Annotated in this window: 17 protein-coding genes; 13 read left to right on the forward strand and 4 right to left on the reverse strand. The window is 73.3% G+C overall.

Translation table 11 applies throughout. From position 1 onward, the window contains the following. Positions 1 to 113: 113 nt before the first annotated feature. Positions 114 to 1,055: a LysR family transcriptional regulator gene (locus ASC77_RS14440; protein WP_235547675.1), complete on the forward strand. Its 942-nt coding sequence runs from the start codon at positions 114 to 116 to the stop codon at positions 1,053 to 1,055. Here the strand turns inward: ASC77_RS14440 and ASC77_RS14445 are convergent. Beyond that, positions 1,010 to 2,239 (reverse strand): multidrug effflux MFS transporter, encoded by a 1,230-nt coding sequence (locus tag ASC77_RS14445; RefSeq protein ID WP_200945003.1) that lies wholly within the window; start codon positions 2,237 to 2,239, stop codon positions 1,010 to 1,012. The two genes, ASC77_RS14440 and ASC77_RS14445, sit on opposite strands and share 46 nt — an antisense overlap. A 120-nt stretch (positions 2,240 to 2,359) precedes the next feature. On the opposite strand from ASC77_RS14445, the gene ASC77_RS14450 reads away from it, so the two are divergent. Genes ASC77_RS14450 through ASC77_RS14470 form a run of 6 tightly spaced genes read left to right on the forward strand, consistent with a single transcriptional unit; the run spans position 2,360 to position 8,561 of the window. After that, positions 2,360 to 3,289 carry an MBL fold metallo-hydrolase gene (locus ASC77_RS14450; RefSeq protein ID WP_056154277.1) on the forward strand — a complete coding sequence of 310 codons (930 nt, stop codon included), beginning with the start codon at positions 2,360 to 2,362 and terminating at the stop codon, positions 3,287 to 3,289. Beyond that, entirely contained in the window at positions 3,286 to 4,695 is a 1,410-nt protein-coding gene (locus ASC77_RS14455) for a glycoside hydrolase family 43 protein (protein WP_056154278.1), read from the forward strand. Before ASC77_RS14450 ends, ASC77_RS14455 begins: the two co-directional genes overlap by 4 nt. Positions 4,696 to 4,730: 35 nt before the next feature. After that, entirely contained in the window at positions 4,731 to 5,381 is a 651-nt protein-coding gene (locus ASC77_RS27455; RefSeq protein WP_235547677.1) for a lactate racemase domain-containing protein, read from the forward strand. 39 nt (positions 5,382 to 5,420) lie between these two features. Further along, positions 5,421 to 5,966 (forward strand): hypothetical protein, encoded by a 546-nt coding sequence (locus tag ASC77_RS27460; protein WP_235547679.1) that lies wholly within the window; start codon positions 5,421 to 5,423, stop codon positions 5,964 to 5,966. A gap of 4 nt (positions 5,967 to 5,970) precedes the next feature. Further along, a complete protein-coding gene (gene uxaC, locus ASC77_RS14465) occupies positions 5,971 to 7,365 on the forward strand; it encodes a glucuronate isomerase (protein ID WP_056154281.1) in 1,395 nt (464 codons plus the stop codon). Next, the gene (locus ASC77_RS14470) at positions 7,365 to 8,561 is read left to right on the forward strand and encodes a mannitol dehydrogenase family protein (RefSeq protein ID WP_056154283.1); all 1,197 of its coding nucleotides are present in this window, start codon (positions 7,365 to 7,367) and stop codon (positions 8,559 to 8,561) included. Before uxaC ends, ASC77_RS14470 begins: the two co-directional genes overlap by 1 nt. Before the next feature lie 180 nt (positions 8,562 to 8,741). Here the strand turns inward: ASC77_RS14470 and ASC77_RS14475 are convergent, their stop codons facing one another. Continuing rightward, complete coding sequence (locus ASC77_RS14475) at positions 8,742 to 11,039, reverse strand: alpha-L-rhamnosidase (protein WP_056154286.1); 2,298 nt, start codon at positions 11,037 to 11,039, stop codon at positions 8,742 to 8,744. Between the two features lie 121 nt (positions 11,040 to 11,160). On the opposite strand from ASC77_RS14475, the gene ASC77_RS14480 reads away from it, so the two are divergent. The 4 genes from ASC77_RS14480 (at position 11,161) to ASC77_RS14495 (ending at position 14,453) form a co-directional block, all read left to right on the forward strand. Next, positions 11,161 to 11,706: a cupin domain-containing protein gene (locus tag ASC77_RS14480; RefSeq protein ID WP_056154289.1), complete on the forward strand. Its 546-nt coding sequence runs from the start codon at positions 11,161 to 11,163 to the stop codon at positions 11,704 to 11,706. 144 nt (positions 11,707 to 11,850) lie between these two features. Beyond that, positions 11,851 to 12,234 (forward strand): hypothetical protein, encoded by a 384-nt coding sequence (locus tag ASC77_RS14485; protein ID WP_056154292.1) that lies wholly within the window; start codon positions 11,851 to 11,853, stop codon positions 12,232 to 12,234. After that, entirely contained in the window at positions 12,231 to 12,668 is a 438-nt protein-coding gene (locus ASC77_RS14490; protein WP_056154297.1) for a hypothetical protein, read from the forward strand. The genes ASC77_RS14485 and ASC77_RS14490 overlap by 4 nt, the downstream gene beginning before the upstream one ends. Positions 12,669 to 12,683: 15 nt before the next feature. Beyond that, positions 12,684 to 14,453, forward strand: a complete 1,770-nt coding sequence (locus tag ASC77_RS14495) for a hypothetical protein (protein WP_056154299.1) — start codon at positions 12,684 to 12,686, stop codon at positions 14,451 to 14,453. 4 nt (positions 14,454 to 14,457) lie between these two features. Here the strand turns inward: ASC77_RS14495 and ASC77_RS14500 are convergent, their stop codons facing one another. Both ASC77_RS14500 and ASC77_RS14505 read right to left on the reverse strand, forming a co-directional pair. Continuing rightward, complete coding sequence (locus ASC77_RS14500; RefSeq protein ID WP_056156461.1) at positions 14,458 to 14,889, reverse strand: nucleoside deaminase; 432 nt, start codon at positions 14,887 to 14,889, stop codon at positions 14,458 to 14,460. Between the two features lie 23 nt (positions 14,890 to 14,912). Next, on the reverse strand, positions 14,913 to 15,398 hold the full coding sequence (locus ASC77_RS14505; protein WP_056154302.1) for a tRNA adenosine deaminase-associated protein: 486 nt from the start codon (positions 15,396 to 15,398) through the stop codon (positions 14,913 to 14,915). 112 nt (positions 15,399 to 15,510) lie between these two features. On the opposite strand from ASC77_RS14505, the gene upp reads away from it, so the two are divergent. Then, complete coding sequence (upp, locus tag ASC77_RS14510) at positions 15,511 to 16,152, forward strand: uracil phosphoribosyltransferase (RefSeq protein ID WP_056154305.1); 642 nt, start codon at positions 15,511 to 15,513, stop codon at positions 16,150 to 16,152. 38 nt (positions 16,153 to 16,190) lie between these two features. Beyond that, positions 16,191 to 17,837: a bifunctional 3'-5' exonuclease/DNA polymerase gene (locus tag ASC77_RS14515; RefSeq protein ID WP_056154307.1), complete on the forward strand. Its 1,647-nt coding sequence runs from the start codon at positions 16,191 to 16,193 to the stop codon at positions 17,835 to 17,837. Positions 17,838 to 17,870: the final 33 nt, after the last annotated feature.

Consider the following 17,870-nt stretch of genomic DNA (forward strand, 5'->3'; position numbering starts at 1 on the left):
GTCACTCTCCTCTCATGTCGTGGGCAATGGTGGTTTCGAGACGGGCTTGGCGGCCCTCCTCAACCACCGGGCGGATCTGTGGCGGTGGTCACTCTGCCACTAGAGTCTGTGGGGTGAGGGAGCGGTTGCGGGAGGTTGATGCCAACCTGTTGCTTTCGCTCCACGCGCTGCTGGAGGAGCGCAACCTCACCCACGCCGGTGAGCGGATGACGATGAGCCAGCCAGCGATGAGCGGGGCGCTGGCGCGGCTCCGCAAGCACTTCGACGACGAGCTGCTCGTGCGCGTCGGGCGCGGCTTCGAGCTGTCGCCGCTGGCCGAGCAGCTGCGACCGGAGGTCGCCGAGGCGATCGAGGCGGCCGAGGCGCTGCTGGGCAACCAGCGGGAGTTCGACCCGGCGTCCAGCAACCGACGCTTCGCGGTGAGCATGTCGGAGTACGCCATGACCGTGCTCGCCGAGCCGCTGACCCGGCTGGTCGCCGAGCAGGCACCTCGATGCTCGGTCGCGCTCGACACGCTGGACGTGGGACCCAGCCAGTTCGAGACCCAGCTGATGCGGCGCGACCTGATCATCGGGCCGCTCGGCTTCGAGTTCCCGGGGCGCAAGCAGCCCGTCTTCACCGACCACCTGGTCTGCGTGGTCGCCCGCGACAACGACCGCCTCGTGGACGGCGCGCTCGGCCTCGACGACCTGCGCGAGATGCCGCACGCCGTGGCGGAGTTCGGCGCGGCCGGCGAGAAGAAGCGGCCGCTCGAGGTCGAGATGGAGAAACGCGGCATCGTCGACCGCCGGGTGCTGGTGCAGGTGACGAGCCTGCTGACGCTGCCGTTCGCGGTCAGCGGCACGGAGATGTGCGCGTTCGTGCCGGCCCGGCTGGCGCGGCGCTGCCTCGACATCCTCGACCTCGAGATCGCGGCCACCGACCTCGACTCCGTGCAGATCACCGAGGCCGCCCACTGGCACCTGCGGCGCGAGAACGAGCCGGCGGTCGTCTGGCTGCGGCGCCTGCTCTACGACGTCGCCGTCTCCGTCGAGGACGAGCTCGCCACCACCTGAGTCAGCGGCCGGACGGGCAGCCCGACCCGGCTCGCGGTGAAGCCGAGCACCGAGGCGGTGGCCATCACCAGCGCGGGCACGAGCGCCGAGTCCTCGCCGCCGAGCCCGACCAACGGCGAGACGACCGCGCCGAGGGCGAACTGGCTGAACCCCAGCACGGCGCTGCCGGACCCGGCCACCTCGCGCACCTCGGACATCGCGAGCGCCGCGGCGTTGCCCATGATCGCGCCGTTGGCGGTCACGGCCAGGAAGACCGGCACCGGGTAGGTCCACCCGGGCGCACCGGCGAGCGCCAGCACGACGAAGCCGAGGCAGGCCAGCACCTGCACGGTGATCGCGCCGCGGACCAGGTCGCGCGGCGTGATCCGGTCGACGAGGCGGCTGGTCACCCAGCCGGCCCCGATGAGGCCGACGGCGTTGATGCCGAACGCGACGCCGTACCCGATCTCGGAGAGGCCGACGACCGACTGGTAGAGGAACGGCGACGCCGAGATGTAGGCCATCATCACCGCGAAGGACAGCGCGAAGACCGCCACCGGTCCGCGGTAGGCGCCGCGGCCGGTGACGGTCCGCAGCCCGGCCAGCCAGGAGGTCGAGCCCTGGCTGCGGGTCTTCGGCGGGTGCGTCTCCTCGACGACGAGGAGCACGCCCACGAGCATCAGGCCGCAGAGGATCGCGACGGTCCAGAGCATCCCGCGCCAGCCGACCGGGCCGGCCAGCAGGCCTCCGACCAGCGGTGCCAGCACCGGCGCGACGCCGCCGACCGTGAGCATCAGGGTGAACGCCTTCGCCGCCGCAGCCCCGGTCACGACGTCGGCGATCACGGCCCGCCCGATCACCATCCCGCCGGCGCCGGCGAAGCCCTGGACGAGACGGGCCGCGACCAGCACGCCGAGGTTCGGGGCGAGCGCGCAGGCGACCGCGGCGACGACGCAGACCGCGGCGCTCGCCACCAACGGCGTACGCCGGCCGAAGCGGTCCGAGAGCGGTCCCATCACCAGCTGGCCGAGGGCCATGCCGACCAGGAACGTCGTGAGAGTGAGCTGGATGCCGCTCGCGTCCGCGCCCAGGTCGTCGCCCATCGCCGGGAAGCCGGGCAGGTAGAGGTCGGTCGCGACCGGCGCGACCGCGGCCAGCGACGCCAGCACGAGGAGCAGCGGCCAGCGGATCGAGGTGGCTGGCACGCCGCCGAGTCAAACAGCCCGCGGCGCGCGCCGGAACGCCGTCGTCGCGATGCCAAGGATCGGCCCTGGTGATGGCTTCGGACCTTGTGGCGGGCGTCACCGTCAGGCTGACTTGCTGCCATGACATGGGAAGACGGGACGTCGTACCTGGAGGAGCTGGCGCCGGGCGTGTACGCGTTCGTGCAGCCGGCCGGGGGTTGGATGGTCAACAACTGCGGCGTGATCACGGACGCGTCGGGTGACGCGGTGCTCGTGGACACGACCTCGACCGAGAAGCGCAACCGCGCGCTGCTCGCCGAGGTGCAGCACGTGTCGGCCGGCGGTCCACGGATCGCGGTGAACACGCACTCGCACCCCGACCACACCTACGGCAACGGCTTCCTGCCGTCGACGACCACGATCATCGGCCACCACCTGTGCCGCGAGGGCGTGCTGCGCGCCGGTCTCGCCGCGACGCAGGAGCTGCCGGCCGACTACGGCGACCTGGTCGTCCGGCCGCCGGACGTCACCATCGACAGCGACATCACGCTGCACCTCGGCGAGTTCCCGGTCGAGCTGCAGATCATGGGACCCGCGCACTCGACCAACGACGTGGGCGTCTGGCTGCCCGAGCAGAAGGTGATGTTCGCGGGCGACCTGGCCTTCTCCGGCGGCCACCCGATCTTCCTCGAGGGCTCGATGATCGGCTTCCGCGAGGCCACCCGGCGGATGCGCGCGCTCGAGCCGGCGGCACTGCTGCCCGGCCACGGCCCCGCCTGTCACGGCGACGAGGTCGGCCGCGTGCTGGATGCGCTCGAGGGGTACGTCGGCTGGATCGAGGAGCTCGCGCTCACGTCGTACGCCGCCGGACTGACGCCGCTCGAGGCGGCCCAGAAGGCCGTCGCGGACAGCCCCTACCGCGAGTGGGAGGAGGGCGAGCGCGTGGTCTGCAACCTGCACCGCGCGTACGTCGAGCTCACCGACTACGAGCCGTCCGTCCGCCTCAACATCCCGAGCCTGTGGCCGGAGATGGTCGCGCTCAACGGCGGGCCGATCGTCAGCCACGCATGACCCCGCTCCTCTCCGGCTTCAACCCCGACCCGAGCATCGTGCGCGTCGACGACGCCTACTACCTGGTGACGTCGACCTTCGAGTACCTGCCGGGCCTCCCCGTCTACCGCAGCGCCGACCTGCTGTCGTGGGAGCTCGTCGGCCACGTCATCACCCGGCCGGAGCAGGCGGGGCTGGACGACGTGCCGACGCCAGGAGGCGTGTGGGCGCCGACGATCCGGCACCGCGACGGCATCTACTACGTGACCGTCACGATCATGATGGGCGGCCGCGGCTGCGTGGTCTACACGGCCACCGACCCGGCCGGGCCGTGGAGCGACGGCGTGCAGGTCCCGGCGGTGACCGGCATCGACCCGGACCTGGCCTGGGACGAGAACGGCACGGCGTACGTCACGTTCGCGGACTTCCCGCGCGAGCTGCAGCAGGTGCGTGTCGACCTGGCGACCGGCGAGGCGCTCGGCCCGGCTCGGCCGGTCTGGAAGGGCAGCGGGCTCTACGCGCCCGAGGGTCCGCACCTCTACCGGCGTGGTGAGTGGTGGTACCTGCTCGCCGCGGAGGGCGGGACCGACCGCGGCCACGTCGTGACGATCGCGCGCAGCGCGTCGCCGGACGGGCCGTTCGAGAGCAGCCCGCACAATCCCGTGATCAGCGCGCGCAGCACCGGGTCGCCCGTGCAGAACGTCGGCCACGCCGACCTCGTCAGCACCGACGACGGCGACGCGATGGTGCTGCTCGGCGTACGACCGGTCGGGCTCGCGCAGGCCTTCTCGCCGCTGGGTCGGGAGACGTTCCTGGCCTCGGTGTCGTGGACCGAGGGGTGGCCGATCGCGACCCTGCGCGACGTGCCCGGGTCGGACCCCGGTGTCGACTGGATCTCCGTGCGTCGTACGCCGTCAGCGGTCGGCGTCCCCGTGGGCGGTCGCGTCACGATCACCGGCGACGGACGGGGCATGGACGACCCGAGGCCGTGGTTCGTCGGACGCCGGCAGGCCCACCTCGGCGCGACGTTCTCCGCCGTCGTGGACGCCTCTGCCGGCACCGGAGGCGTGGCCGCCCGCCACGACGAGACGCACTTCCTCACCGTGTCCGCGTCCGGCGGGACGGTCACCGCGACGGCGGCTCTCGCCGGCTTCTCGCGCACCTGGACCGCCGATGTCGGCCCGGGCGAGCTGCGGCTCGGCCTGGACCTGGAGCGCGCGTCGCGCGACTTCCGCGACGGCGACGTCGGTGCCGGCACGATCCGCTTCTGGGCCGCCGTCGACGGTGAGCGGCGGGTGCTCGCCGAGGTCGACGGCCGCTACTGGAGCTTCGAGGTCGCCAAGTCCTTCACGGGTCGCGTGCTCGGCGTCTTCGCCGAGGCCGGGACCGTCGACTTCAGCGAGATCGAGTACGTCGGCCGCGACTGACGCCGCCGTGGTGGCACGGTGGCAGAGTTGACCGCGTGACAGTCATCGGTGGGCCCGGCGTCGAGCTCGACGACGAGGAGGTCGCGGCGTTCGTACGTCGGGAGCTGGAGGGGCTCGACGTCGACGGCAAGCGCGTCTGCCTGGTCGTGCCCGACGCCACCCGCAGCTGCCCGCTCCCCCTGCTGGTGCGCGAGCTCCACGCGGCGCTCGTCGACCGGGTCGCCGGGCTGACCGCGGTGGTGGCGCTCGGCACCCACGCCGCGATGACGGACGAGCAGCTGGACGCCCACCTCGGCGCGCCGTACCCGGGCCTGGTCGTGGTGAACCACGAGTGGTGGGAGCCGGGGACGTTCGTGTCGCTGGGAACCATCTCGTCGGAGCGGGTGAAGCAGCTGTCCGAGGGACGCCTCGAGCAGGCCGTCGACGTGCGGATCAACCGCCACGTCACCGAGAGCGACGTGGTGATCCTCGTCGGGCCGGTCTTCCCGCACGAGGTGGTCGGCTTCTCCGGCGGCAACAAGTACCTCTTCCCCGGGGTCGCCGGGCCCGAGGTCATCGACCTCTCCCACTGGCTGGGGGCCCTGATCTCCAGCGCCGACATCATCGGCACCCGCGGCACCACCCCGGTGCGGGCCCTCATCGACGAGGCTGCGGCACTGGTTCCCGCCCGACGGCTGGCCCTCTGATGCCTGGTCGTCACGTCCGGCACCGGCACGGTGCAAGCGATGTCGTTCGGGGAGCCCCGGCAGGCGTGGGCCGAGTGCGCCGAGATCTCCGCGCAGGTGCACGTCCGACACCTCGAGCGGCCGGTGCGCCGCGTGGTCTCCCTCGTGCCCGAGAAGTACGACGACATGTGGACTGCCGCCAAGGGCTTCTACAAGGTCGAGCCGGTCGTCGCCGACGGCGGGGAGGTCGTCCTCTACGCGCCGCACATCACCCGGATCTCCGCGATGCACCCCGAGATCGAGGAGATCGGCTACCACTGCCGTGACTACTTCACCGCGGAGTGGGACCGCTTCTCCCACCTGCACTGGGGGGTGCTCGCACACTCCACCCACCTGCGCGGCGCCGGCAGCTACGACGCCGAGCACGGCGAGCGGCTGCGCGTCACGGTCACCCTGGCGACCGGGATCCCCGAGGACGTCGTACGCGCGGCGAACCTGGGCTACCTGGATCCCGCCGACCTCGACGTCGCGACCGAGGAGGCCGATCCGGACACGCTGGTGGTGCCCGACGCGGGCGAGGTGCTCTTCCGGCTGCAGGCAGGATGAGGGCGTGCCGGCCCTGCAGCTCCACCCCGACCGTCTGCTGCCGTCGGACCCCGCGACGAGGGTGATCGCGCGCCAGCTGTACGACGTGGTGCGCCAGCTGCCGATCCTCTCGCCGCACGGCCACGTCGAGGCGAGCCTGCTGCTCGACGACGAGGCGTTCCGCGATCCCGCGAGCCTGCTGATCACCCCCGACCACTACGTGAAACGGCTGCTGCACGCCAACGGCGTCGGCCTGGAGCGGCTCGGGGTCGGCGTCGCCGAGCCCACCGAGGACGAGTCGCGCGCGATCTGGCGGACCCTGTGCGCCCACTGGCCAGTCTTCCGCGGGACCCCAGTGGCCTACTGGTTCGAGTCCGAGCTGGCCGAGATCTTCGGGGTGTCGGAGCGGCCGAGCGAGGCCTCCGCCGACACCCTCTACGACCAGGTCGCCGCCTGCCTGGAGCAGCCGGAGTTCCGCCCGCGCGCGCTCTTCGACCGGTTCGGCATCGAGGTGCTGGCCACCACCGACGACCCCGCCGACGACCTCGCCGCGCACGCGAGCCTGGCCGCGGACCCGACGTTCCACGGACGGGTGCTGCCGACCTTCCGGCCGGATCGCTACCTCGAGCCGGGGCGTCCCGGCTGGCGTGCCGCCGTCGAGAGCATCGCCGACGAGCCCACCAGCTGTGCCGGCTTCATCGCGGCCCTGGCGCAGCGCCGTGCGTTCTTCGTCGACCAGGGCGGCACGTCCGCCGACCACAGCCACGTCGACCTGGGCTCCGAGCCGCTGAGCGACGCGGAGGCGGAGCGGATCCACCGCGCGGCGTACGACGGCAGGGCGACGGCGGACGACGCGACGGCGTACCGACGCCACCTGCTCTTCGAGATGGCCCGGATGTCCACCGAGGACGGCCTGGTGATGACGCTGCACCCCGGCATCCGGCGCAACCACCACCGGCCGACGCTCGAGCGGTTCGGGCCCGACCAGGGCCACGACCTGCCGCTCGCGATGGAGTACACCGATGCGCTGCGGCCGATCCTCGAGCGCTTCGGCCTGCACCCCGACCTGCACCTGGTCCTCTTCACCGTCGACGAGACCGTCTTCTCCCGCGAGATCGCGCCGCTGGCCGGCTTCTACCCGAGCGTGTACGTCGGGGCGCCGTGGTGGTTCCTCGACGCCCCCGACGCGATCCGGCGCTGGCGGTCGGCGGTGACGGAGACGGTCGGTTTCAGCAAGCTCTCGGGATTCGTCGACGACACCCGCGCCTTCTGCTCCATCCCCGCTCGCCACGACATGGCGCGCCGTCTCGACGCCGGCTACCTCGCGCAGCTGGTGGTCGAGCACCGGCTGGCGGAGGACGAGGCGCACGAGGCGATCCGCGACCTGGTGGACAGCCCGCGCCGGGTCTTCAAGCTGTGATGCCCGAGGCCGTGAGGCCGGTCCGCGTCGTGCACCTCGGGCTCGGCGCCTTCTCCCGCTCCCACCAGGCCTGGTACACCGACCGAGCGCCCGACGCTGCCGAGTGGGGCATCGCGGCCTTCACCGGTCGGAGCGCGGCTCTGGCCGAGACGCTGCGGGCCCAGGGCTGCGCCTACACGCTGGTCACGCAGCACCCGGCCGGCCCGACCTTCGAGCGGATCGGCAGCCTGTCCGCGGTGCACGCGGCCGCGGAGGAGGACGCCTGGCTCGACTACCTCGCGCGCCCCGAGGTCTCGGTCGTCACGATCACCGTGACCGAGGTGGGCTACCACGCCGGCCCTGCCGGTGCACCCGCTCGTCTGGTGGCCGGCCTCGCGGCACGACGGGCCGCCGGAGCAGGCCCGATCTCGCTGGTCCCCTGCGACAACCTGCCCGACAACGGCTCGGTGCTGCGTTCGGCGGTCCTGTCGCTCGCCGACCCGGGGCTGACCGGCTGGATCGAGGACCACGTCGCCTTCGTGACGTCGATGGTGGACCGGATCACCCCGGCGACGACCGACGCCGACCGGGCCCTGGTGCTCGAGGCGACGGGCTTCGACGACCACGCCCCGGTCGTCACGGAGCCCTACTCCGAGTGGGTGCTGAGCGGCGCGTTCCCGGCGGGCCGCCCGGACTGGGACGCGACGTTCGTGGACGACGTCGCGCCGTACGAGCGGCGCAAGCTGTGGCTGCTCAACGGCGCCCACTCACTGCTGGCGTACGCCGGGCTCGCACGCGGCCACGAGACGGTCGAGCAGGCGATCGCGGACCCCGTCCTGCGCGGCTGGGTGGAGGAGTGGTGGGACGAGGCGTCGCGGCGACTCCCGCAGGACCCTGCGGACACGCGTGCCTACCGGTCGGCGCTGCTGGAGCGCTTCACCAACCCCGCGATCCGGCACCTGCTCGCACAGATCGCGCTGGATGGCCCGCAGAAGATCCCGGCCCGGATCCTGCCCAGCCTGCGTGCGGAGCGGGCCGAGGGTCGGGTGCCGACCGGCTCGACCCGCGTGCTCGCGGCGTGGGTCCTGCACGTCGCGGGCGACGACCCGGTCGAGGACGTCGTGGACCGGGTGATCGCCCAGGTCGCGCCGGACCTGTCCGGCGACCGGGAGCTGCGTCGCGAGGTCGTGCGGCTCGCCGGCACCATCGAGGCGTGACGTCGTCCGGGTCGTCCCGGCATCCAACCGGCCGGGGCCTGTCAGCCGACCGCCGCACGACGCGCCGGTGGTCGGCGGCGTGTCGTGCGGGTCCCGGCTGACAGGTCTGCGGGTTTCGGCGGCCAGCCGGTGAAACCCGCACACCGGCGCACGCGTGTCGGCACACCCCGACCACCGTCCTCAGAACGTGTGGGTGCCCGGCCCCTTCTCGTACGTCGTGCCGTCGGGGAGGACCACGTCGGCGGTGCACCCCGGCGGGACGGTGACGCTGAGGGCGAAGGTGCGGCCCTGCTGCCAGGCGACGGCGGCGGTGCCGTGGGGGGTGAGGTGCTCGGTGGAGGCGCGGGTGATGCCACCGCCCGGACGCGGCGCCACCCGGAAGCGACGCCAGGTCGGCTCGGTGCGCTGCAGGCCGGCGACGTAGCGGTGCAGGAAGGAGATGACCGCGCCCTTCGAGTAGTGGTTGAGCGACTCGTGCGGCACGCCGTCGTCGTCGATGCCCTCCCAGCGCTCCCAGACGGTGGTGGCGCCGCGGTCGATCATCGCGAGCCAGGACGGCTGGGTGTCCTGGAGGAGCAGCTCGTACGCCAGGTCGAGGTGCCCGTGGTCGGCGAGCACCGGCAGCAGGTCGGGGGTCGCGAGGAAGCCGGTGCCGAGGTGGGTGTCCGCCTTGCGCACGAGCGCGACCAGGTCATCGGCGGCCAGCTGGCGCAGGTCGTCGGGGACCAGCCCGAAGCGGAGCGCGCGCACCAGGTTGGCCTGGGTGTGCGGCTGCACGTGCCCACCGGCGTCGATGAACTCGGTGCGCCACGCGTCGACGACGTGCGCGCTCAGGGCGGCGTACCGCTCTGCCTCCGCCTCCTTGCCGATCAGTCGCGCGATCGCCGCCGCGTGCCGGGTCGACCAGGCGTAGAAGGCCGTCGCGACGTCGGACTTGTCGGCGGCGATGAAGGCCGGGAAGTCCTGCGGCTCGCCGCCGGGCTCCAGCCACTCACCCCAGTGGAAGCCGGTGTCCCACAGGAACTGCTCATGAGGCAGGGGTACGGCGTGCGCGGCGACCCGGTCCGGGTGCCGGTCCTGCGAGGCCATCCGCTCGGCACGGTCCAGCCACGCGACCATCGTCGGCCAGAGCTCCTCGAGGACCGCGACGTCGCCGTACTCCTGGTAGAGCTCCCAGGGCACGAGCACGGACGCGTCGCCCCAGCCGGCCGAGCCGTTGGCGGTGCGCAGGAAGCCGGTCATCTCGGCGACCGGCATCGGCGCCATCCCGGTGATCGTGCCGTCCTCCCACTGCCCGGCCGCGACGTCGCGCAGCCACTTGGTGGAGAAGCCCTGCACGTCGTAGAGGTACGACGCGGTCGGCACGTAGAGCTGCCAGTCGCCGGTCCAGCCGGCGCGCTCGCGGGTGGGGCAGTCGGTGGGGATGTCGCAGGCGTTGCCGCGGAAGCTCCAGACCGCGGCCTCGTGCAGGCGGTCCAGCCGCTCGACGTCGCAGGAGAAGGAGCCGCGGAGCTCCAGGTCGGTGTGCACCACGATGCCGGTCACGTCGCCGGGTCGCAGCGGACCCGGGTGCCCCTCGACCCGGACGAAGCGGAACCCGTGGGTGGTGAAGCGCGGCTCGAAGGCGTCGCCCGGCACCCCCGCCGACACGACGCTGTCGACCTGGCCGGCGCTCAGCGGCTCCGGGAGGAAGGGCATCGCCGGCCGCAGGTGCTCGATCGTCACGTCGCCGTCGGGGCCGAGCGCCTCGCCGTGCGTCAGCGTGGTCTCGGTGCCCTCGGGGCCGAGGTCGCTCAGCCGGACGCGTCCGTTGATGTTCTGCCCGAGGTCGACGACGTGGACGCCGGGTCGCAGCATCGTCACCGAGATCGGCCGGACCTCCTCGACGGCGCGCACCGGCGGCGCGGGGGAGGTCACGAGCGCGTCGTACCCCCGGTCGCTGACCGTCACCGGCTGCCAGTCCGCCTCGGCGCCGACGAGACGCCGGTCCTCGCGCTGCCCCTCGATCAGGTCGGCGGCCACGATGTGCGACCGCGACCAGCGCCAGGTGGCGTCGGTGCCGACGACGCTGGTCGTGCCGTCGTCGTGCTCGAGGTGCAGCTCGGCCAGGAACGCGGTCTCGGTGCCCCACTGGTCGGAGGCGCGCAGGATGCCGACCTGTCCGCGGTACCAGCCGTCGGCGAGCAGCGCGTCGATCACGTGCGGCCCCTCGGCGAGGAGGTGGCCGACGTCGTACGTCTGGACCTGGGTGCGGTGCGCGTACTCCGTGAAGCCGGGCGTCAGCTCGTCGGTGCCCACCCGGACACCGTCGAGCTCGAGCTCGTAGATGCCGTGCGCGGTCGCGCGCAGCTGCGCCGCAACGACGGGACGGTCGAGGACCAGCTCGCCGCGGAGCCGGTACGCCGGTCGTCGGCCTGCGGGGCCTGGGTCATCCGTCGGGGAGATCCAGGCGGCCGTCCAGTCAGTGGTGGCAGTCACGTCGCTGAGTCAACGTGAACCCGGTGGGGTCCGGAAGGTGGCTGGTGTCGATGCCAGCCATCCGGCCGCGCGATCACCGCGGTCATTGCCGCGCGGTCGCCGCTGTCGTTGACTCGTCGACATGCCCGACACCTCTCGCACCCCGCGCCGCGTGGTCACCGGCCACACGCCCGACGGCGTCTCGGTCGTGCTCAGCGACGGCCCCGTACCGGTGAGCCGGCAGCTCCCCGAGGACGGGGTCGCCTTCCACGAGGTGTGGAACACCGAGGGCGCACCGACCCGGATCGTCGCGGTCGAGCCGTCGGAGCCGACCGAGCGCACCCTCGCCGTACCCCCGCCGCCGCGCGGCACCAAGATCCGGATCAACGAGTTCGCGCCGGGCTTCCTCGACGAGCGTGGCCTGCAGTCGCCGGTGCACCGTACGGCGTCCGTCGACTACGGCATCGTGCTCTCGGGCGAGATCACCCTGGTGCTCGACGACTCCGAGGTGACGCTGGGCTCCGGCGACATCGTGGTGCAGCGCGGCACCGACCACGCCTGGGCCAACCGCGGCACCGAGACCGCGCGCGTGGTGTTCGTGCTGGTGGACGGCGAGTTCGACGAGTCGCTCGCCGCCACCCTGCCCGGTGGCCTCGACGGCCTGATGCACGGCGGCCCGCGCGACTGAGCCCGTCCTCCGGGTGGTGTCGGTGGTCGAGGTGCGAAGGCCGCCAGGCCTGAGCCTCGAAACCACCTTCACCGACCACGGCACATCGTGACGCCGGACGTCACGCCTTCCGGGTGACAGGAACACCTACCCCGAGGAGGAGCAATGCCCAGCGCATCGCGGACCACCACCCCCGTCGGCATCGACCTCGACGTCGTCGAGGGTCGCTACGCCGAGCTCGACGAGCACACCGTCTCGTTCGAGACCTTCAAGCAGGACCTCGACGTCGCGCCGTACTTCCAGGGCCTGCCCGGCGACGCCTGCACGTGCGAGCACCACGGCTACGTCACCGCCGGTCAGATCACCTTCCGCTGGCCGGACCACGAGGAGACCTACGTCGAGGGCGACGCGTACGTCGCGCCACCCGGCCACCGCCCGCTGATCGCCGCCGGCACCTCGATCGTGGAGTTCAGCCGCACGGCCGAGCTCGGCCCGGTCATGGAGGTCATCGGCCGCAACATCGAGAGCATGGCCGGGGCCTCGTCATGACCGCCCTGGACGCCCGCACCGCCGCAGCGGACCTGGGTGAGGTCGCCACCACCCTGGCCGCGCGGTTCGTCACCTGGCTGGAGACCGGTGAGCGGCCACCGGACCTCTTCGCCGACGACGTCTTCGCCGACCTCACGGTGCCGCACTGGCGGGTCCAGGCGGAGGGCGTCGACGCGGTCTTCCACCTCCGCGAGGACGAGCACCCCTTCCCCGGCACGGTCCGCGTGGAGGCGCTGGACCGGACGTCGCGCGGCTTCCTCCTCCAGTTCGAGGAGCGCTGGCGCGACGGCGGCCAGGACTGGTACTGCCGCGAGCTCATCCACGCCGTCGTCACCGACGGCCGGATCAGCGAGCTGGCGATCTCCTGCACCGGCGACTGGGACGAGGAGCGTCAGCGGCTGCACGCCGACCAGGTGCGGCTGCTCCGGCCCTGACCGTAGCCTGCGATCGTGAGCACGCCCGCCACCTCCGCCGCAGACCTGCTGGTCCGCGCGGAGGTGGCCTGGGGCGAGGGCGACGGCGAGTCGGCGATGGCCTGGTTCGGCCGCGCAGCCGAGCTGGCCGAGGCCGCCGGTGAGCACGACCGCTGGGTCGCGGCGGTGCTCGGCCTGGCCCGGGGCCAGGCCTACAACCTGACCCCGGGCCTGCTCGCCGTACGCCTGCACGCGGCCTACGAGGCCAGCTCGGACCCGGGCCAGCGGATCCGGCTCGCGGCGGCGCTCGCGCGGTGCTGGGCCTACGCCAACGCGCCGGACCGTGCGCGTCCCTTCGCGAGCACCGCACTCGGTCTCGCCGAGGAGCAGGGCGACCCTGCGCTGCTGGCCGATGCGCTGGACGCGACGCTGGCGACCCACTGGGGCCCCGACGAGCTGGCCGGGCGGCGGGCATGGGCGCTGCGGCTCGACGACAGTGCCGCCCACCTGGCCGACCCGGATGCGCGCCTCCAGGCCCACCTCTGGTCGCTGACCGTCGCCTGGGAGGTGCTCGACCTGCCACGGATGCACCGCGCGATGCGGGCGGTCGAGCAGCTGGCCGAGGAGTCGCCCCGTGCCGAGTTCTTCGCCGCCAGTCGACGGCTGCCGCTCGAGCTGCTGCGCGGTCGCCACGACCTGACGGCCGGCCTGGTGGCCCGGGCCGAGGCGGCCGCCCAGGACGCGGTCATCCCGGACGCGTGGGCGGTGCTGCACGAGATGCGGGGCTACGCCGCGTTCTTCGCCGGTGACGTCGACGGCTGCGCCGCCGAGGCGGTGTCCTTCGAGGAGTTCGGGGTCGAGTACGGCGTGGTCACCGTGCGCGCGGAGGCGGTGATGATCTGGATGGGGGCCGAGCGGCCCGACAAGGTCACCGAGATGCTGCGCGTCTTCACCGCCGACCTGCTCGACGAGCTGCCCCGGGACAGCGACTGGCTGCTCGTCCTCCAGTGCGTCCTCGAGGGCGCAGTCCACGTCGGCGACGCCGAGCTGGCCGAGCGGGTGGTGACGCTGCTGGCGCCGTACGCCGGTCGGTCGGTGGTGAACGCCGGAGCCGTGCAGTGGCACGGCGTCACGGACGACACCCTCGGGCGAGCCTTCGCCCTCCTCGGCGACCAGGAGTCGGCCGAGCGGCACCGTGCCGCTGCGATCGCGACGTACGAGCGGATCGGCGCGGCGTGGTGGCGGGACCGGTTGCTCGCGCACGCACCGGCCGCGCCGATCACCGACGTCCCCGTCGTGCACCTGCACCCGCAGCCGGGTGGGCTGTGGCTGGTCGGTCGCGAGGGGGCGACGTTCGTGCTCCCGCACATGAAGGGGCTCGACCACCTGCACGCGCTGGTCCGGCAGCCCGACACCGAGATCCGATCGGCGACCCTGGTCGGCGAGGTCGTCGACCAGGGCGGGATCGAGGTCCTCGACGAGGAGTCCGTGCGCTTCCTGCGACGCCGGGTCGCCGACATCGAGCGCGAGCTCGAGGTGCACGACCTCCCCGACCTGCGCGCCGAGCGGGACGCCGTCGTCGACCACCTCCACCGCGCCACCGGGATGGCCGGGCGCCGCCGGACGACGGGCTCGCACGACGAGCGGGCGCGGGTCGCCGTGCGCAAGGCGATCGTCGCGGCGCTGGCCAAGGTCGCCGAGACCGACCCGTGGCTGGGACGGCACCTGCACGACCGGGTGCACACGGGCATCGCGTGCCGCTACGAGACGGACCCGGACCGGCCCGTCCGCTGGGTGCTGGGCTGAGGGCTCACCGGTGGTCGGCGAAGAACCCCTCGAGCAGCGCGGCCGACTCGTCGGCGAGCACTCCCGACACGACCTCGGGCCGGTGGTTGAGCCGCCGGTCGCGCACGACGTCCCAGAGGCTGCCGACCGCGCCGGCCTTGGGGTCCCAGGCACCGAAGACCACCCGCTCCACGCGCGACAGCACGGCGGCGCCGGCGCACATCGTGCACGGCTCGAGGGTGACGACGAGGGTGTGCCCGTCGAGGCGCCACTCGCCGCGGGCCGCGGCGGCCTCGCGGAGGGCGACGACCTCGGCGTGCCCGGTCGGGTCGTGGTCGGCCTCGCGGACGTTGCGGCCCCGGCCCACCGTCATACCGTCCGGGTCGAGCACCACGGCGCCGATCGGGACGTCGCCGGTCGCCAGCGCCGCGCGCGCCTCGTCGAGGGCGGCGGACATCGCGCCCTCCCACCGGTGGACGTTCACGCCGAGGTGAGGCCGATCGCGTCGTCGAAGAGCTCCCCGAAGCCGAGCTTGCGGGCCACGTCGCTGAGCATCTCGTCGGGGTAGAGGTCGACGTCGTCGAGCAGCACCCCCATGTCCATGGCGTGCATGCCGAGGTCGCCGAGCAGGTCGAGGTCGCCGGCGGGGCTCTGCTCGTCCTCGTCCTCCGGCGGCGGCAGTCCGAGGAACGACACCGCGGAGCTGGCGAGCTCCCACTCGTCGGCGGCGGTGATGTCGGAGAGCAGCACGCGGGTGCTCGAGCCGGCCACCCGCACGATCACGAAGAAGTCCTCGTCCATGGCGACCAGGCCGACGGCCCCACCGTCGCCGGGGAAGCGGCGCAGCGCGTGGGAGAGCCGGTCGACGTCCTCGATCACGTCGTGCGCGAGCTCGGCCACGGTCCACACGCCCTCCTCGCGGAAGGCGGCCAGGGCGAAGTCGACGCCCTCGATCTCGTCGGTCATCGCACTCCTCCGCTCCGTGTGCCGGCCGTGCTCCCCGTTCGGGTCTTCCAGAGTGTCAGACCGCAGGAGTGCGGCCAACCCCCTTTCGGCGTCGGCCCACTACTGTTCAGCCATGCGCACCCACGTCGTCGACCACCCGCTCGTTGCCCACAAGCTCACCGTGCTGCGCAACGAGAAGACCGACTCCCCGACGTTCCGCAGCCTGGCCGACGAGCTGGTGACGCTGCTGGCCTACGAGGCCACGCGCGACGTCCGCGTCGAGCCGGTCGACATCGTCACCCCGGTCTCGCCGACCACCGGCACCAAGCTCGCGCACCCGCGGCCCCTCGTGGTGCCGATCCTGCGCGCGGGGCTCGGCATGCTCGACGGCATGATGCGGCTGCTGCCGACGGCCGAGGTCGGCTTCCTCGGGATGATCCGCAACGAGGAGACGCTCGAAGCCTCGACGTACGCCGAGCGCCTGCCCGAGGACCTGTCGGGCCGCCAGTGCTACGTCGTCGACCCGATGCTCGCCACCGGCGGGACCCTGGCCGCGGCGATCAAGTTCCTCACCGACCGCGGTGCCGACCACATCACCGCCGTCTGCCTGCTCGCCGCGCCCGAGGGCTGCGCGCGGCTGGAGAAGGAGCTCGAGGGCCTCGACGTCCCGGTCACCGTCGTCACCGCGGCGATGGACGAGCGGCTCAACGAGAAGGGCTACATCGTCCCCGGCCTCGGCGACGCGGGCGACAGGCTGTACGGCGTCGTCGGCTGACGCGCTGACCTGTCGGCGCCGGGTGCGAAAGTGACGTCGTGACCCGGGTAGCGCTGTCGCGGCTGCCGGACGACGGCGTGCTGGTCGTCGACGCCGGCGCCGAGTCGACGGTGGGCGTCGCCGACCTGCCGGCGTACGTCCGCGAGCGCGAGGCGGACGGGCCGCGCTGGGTCTGGGACGACACCGCGCGGTGGTACCCGCCCCTGCTCGCGGCCGGCGTACGGGTCGAGCGCTGCCACGACCTGCGGCTGGGCCACCACCTGCTGCGCCGCGCCCCCGCGGTGGACCGCGAGCTGCTCGTCGGCGAGCAGTCGGCGTACTGGGATCGCCTCGGCCCGGTGGTGCCCTCGGACCCGGCGCTGTTCTCGGCCGACGACACCGCCGAGCACCTGCGCGCGGACCTCGAGGACGCCCGGCAGCTGGCGGCGGTGGCCGCCTCGCCGGAGGCCGGCCGGCTCGCGCTGCTGCTCGCCGCGGAGTCGTCGGGTGCTCTCGTCGCCGCCGAGATGACGTACGCCGGCGTGCCGTGGCGCGTCGACGTCCACGAGCGGCTGCTGACGGACCTGCTGGGCCCCAGGCCGCCGCGGGGCGCCCGGCCCGCGGGGCTCGAGGCCCTCGCCTCGGAGGTGCGTGCGGCGTTCGACGCACCGGGTCTCAACCCCGACTCGCGCCCCGAGCTGCTCACGGCCCTACGCCGCGCGGGGCTCGAGGTCTCGGACACCCGGGCCTCGTCGCTCCGAGTGCTCGACCACCCCGGGATCGTGCCGCTGCTGCGCTACAAGCAGCTCGCGCACCTCTTCTCCACCAACGGCTGGGCGTGGATCGACCAGTGGGTCAGCGGCGGCCGGTTCCGGCCGTCGTACCAGCCGGCGGGCTCGACCACCGGGCGCTGGTCGTCGAACGGCGGCGGCGCGCTCTCGTTCCCCGTCCAGGTCCGGCCCGCGGCCGTGGCCGACGAGGGCTGGATGCTCGTGGTCGCCGACGTCGCCCAGCTCGAGCCGCGGGTGCTCGCCGGGATGAGCGGTGACCGGGCGCTGGCCAACGCCGCCCGCGGCGCGGACCTCTATCAAGGGATGGTCGACGACGGCGCGGTCGCGAGCCGCCAGGACGCGAAGATCGGGCTGCTCGGCGCGATGTACGGCGCCACCAGTGGTGAGAGCGGCCGGATGGTCGCGGGGCTGACCCGGCGCTACCCGGCGGCGTTCGGCCTCGTCGAGGAGGCGGCCCGCGCCGGCGAGCGCGGTCAGGTGGTGCGCACCCTGCTCGGGCGCGGCGCCCCGGGTCTCGGCGAGGCCTGGGACCGCGACCCCGACGACGGCCCGGCCGACCCCGACGGTCAGGCGCGCTACCGCCGTGCGTACGGCCGCTTCACCCGCAACTTCGTCGTGCAGGGCACCGGCGCCGAGTGGGCGCTCTGCTGGATCGCCGACCTGCGCAACCGGCTGTGGCGGCTGGGCTCGGACGGCCCGCTCGACGCCCGGCCGCACCTGGTCTTCTTCCTGCACGACGAGGTCGTCGTGCACACGCCGGCCGACCTGGCCGAGGTCGTGGTCGGGGAGGCGACGGCGGCGGCAGCCACCGCGTCCCGGCTGCTCTTCCGCGACCTGGCCATCGACTTCCCGCTCAACGCCTCGGTCGTGCGGTCGTACGCCGACGCGGGGAAGCCGGGCGTCGCCGTCGAGTGACACACCAGGCATGCCTCTGAGGCTCCGGAGGGT

Origin of the sequence: Nocardioides sp. Root1257, assembly GCF_001425175.1 — a bacterium.
GTDB lineage: Bacteria > Actinomycetota > Actinomycetes > Propionibacteriales > Nocardioidaceae > Nocardioides.

What these genes read in the sequence shown, in the direction of transcription:
- ASC77_RS14505 (WP_056154302.1), bottom strand. Translation starts at nt 15,398, where the DNA reads ATGACCGACGAGATCGAGGGCGTCGACTTCGCCCTGGCCGCCTTCCGC.
- ASC77_RS14480 (WP_056154289.1), top strand. Translation starts at nt 11,161, where the DNA reads ATGCCCGACACCTCTCGCACCCCGCGCCGCGTGGTCACCGGCCACACG.
- ASC77_RS27460 (WP_235547679.1), top strand. Translation starts at nt 5,421, where the DNA reads ATGTCGTTCGGGGAGCCCCGGCAGGCGTGGGCCGAGTGCGCCGAGATC.
- ASC77_RS14455 (WP_056154278.1), top strand. Translation starts at nt 3,286, where the DNA reads ATGACCCCGCTCCTCTCCGGCTTCAACCCCGACCCGAGCATCGTGCGC.
- ASC77_RS14485 (WP_056154292.1), top strand. Translation starts at nt 11,851, where the DNA reads ATGCCCAGCGCATCGCGGACCACCACCCCCGTCGGCATCGACCTCGAC.
- ASC77_RS14450 (WP_056154277.1), top strand. Translation starts at nt 2,360, where the DNA reads ATGACATGGGAAGACGGGACGTCGTACCTGGAGGAGCTGGCGCCGGGC.
- ASC77_RS14500 (WP_056156461.1), bottom strand. Translation starts at nt 14,889, where the DNA reads ATGTCCGCCGCCCTCGACGAGGCGCGCGCGGCGCTGGCGACCGGCGAC.
- upp (WP_056154305.1), top strand. Translation starts at nt 15,511, where the DNA reads ATGCGCACCCACGTCGTCGACCACCCGCTCGTTGCCCACAAGCTCACC.
- ASC77_RS14470 (WP_056154283.1), top strand. Translation starts at nt 7,365, where the DNA reads ATGCCCGAGGCCGTGAGGCCGGTCCGCGTCGTGCACCTCGGGCTCGGC.
- ASC77_RS14490 (WP_056154297.1), top strand. Translation starts at nt 12,231, where the DNA reads ATGACCGCCCTGGACGCCCGCACCGCCGCAGCGGACCTGGGTGAGGTC.